The 1411-nt window shown below is 65.0% G+C and carries 1 pseudogene; it reads left to right on the top strand.

From position 1 onward, the window contains the following. A pseudogene (locus JMF90_RS36990) lies at nt 1–1411 on the top strand (hypothetical protein); the annotation flags it as partial.

The raw sequence follows: 1411 nt of genomic DNA, 5'->3' as shown, positions 1-1411 counted from the left end.
GGAAGCGGTGAACGGCTCGCAGCTGTACGGCGCGTCGCAGAGCGTGGCAAGCGCGCTGGGCGGCGGTTCGACGGTAGACGCAGCAGGCAAGCTGACGGCACCGGCGTACACGCTGGACGGCGGCAAGACGACGGCGAAAAACGTTGGCGACGCAGTGTCGAACCTGGACGGCCGTGTGACGACGAATGCGACGAACGTTGAGAAGCTGCGAGACGATATTGCCGAATCCGGCCTGGTGGACAAGGACACGGGCAAGGTGATCGCGGCGGTGACGTACGACCGCAAGGAAGACGGCACGGCGGATCGCGGTTCGGTGACGCTGGGTGGTGCGGGCGCAGCAGCGCCGGTGGCGTTGAAGAACGTCGCAGCAGGCGTGGATGATAGCGACGCGGTGAACGTCGGCCAGTTGAACACCGGGTTGTCCGATATGAAGCGCGAACTGGCTGAAGGCAACATCGATCTGAAGTACATCAAGGTCCGGGCCAGCGACGCACCCGCGACCGCTACTGGCGCTCAGTCTGTCGCGATCGGTTCAAAGGCCTTGGCAGGCGGTTCGAATACATTGGCGCTGGGTGCCGGTGCGCGTGCGCTCGCGAGCGGATCGGTTGCGCTGGGTTCCAACTCCGTTGCGAACGAGGCGATGACGGTGTCCGTCGGTGATGACGGGACCGAACGCAAGATCGTCCACGTGAGAGCGGGGGACGTCACAGCCAGGAGTACGGATGCGATCAATGGATCGCAGTTGTTCGAGGCGCTGGGCAAACTGAAATCCCGTGTCGCAGCTGAGCAGTCGCACCTGTTGTCTCGGGTCAATGCGCTTGCGGATTCGGACGAGTCGAATTCCCTGGTCGCGGTCGACGGTATGGGGGGGACGAACTCGGCGAGTATCAGCGGGGGCGATCCGGAGAGCACGACGGCCGCCGCGATCGGCGTGGAGGCTCATGCGGCAGGGGCAAACGCGATCGCGCTCGGGCTGAACACTGGGGCGCTGTCGGACGAATCGGTTGCGATCGGCAATATGGCGCAAACGGGCGCGGACCAGGCGTACTCGGTGGCCATCGGTTCGAAGGTGACAACCAATGGCGCGGGAGCGCTGGCGATCGGTTCGAACGCGAAGGCGAACGGCGAGAACGCGGTCGCGGTCGGCAATAACGGCATCAAGGCGATCGGTGAAAGCTCGATCGCGATTGGCAATGCCGCTGAAGCCGCAGTGGGCGCGACCAATGGCATTGCGCTGGGCACTGGTGCGAGCGTTGCGCCGAACGTGACCAATGCGATGGCGCTGGGTGCCAATACGAGCGTGGAAGGCGCGGCGAACGGTGCCGTGGCGCTGGGCGCAGGCGCCAAGGCGACGCGCGCCAATACCGTTTCGGTGGGTAACGCCGGAAGCGAGCGCCAGATCGTGAACGTC

It is taken from the genome of Burkholderia sp. E168m23 (assembly GCF_016586125.1).
Classification (GTDB): domain Bacteria; phylum Pseudomonadota; class Gammaproteobacteria; order Burkholderiales; family Burkholderiaceae; genus Burkholderia; species Burkholderia orbicola.
This window is presented reverse-complemented; position numbering and strand designations above follow the sequence as displayed.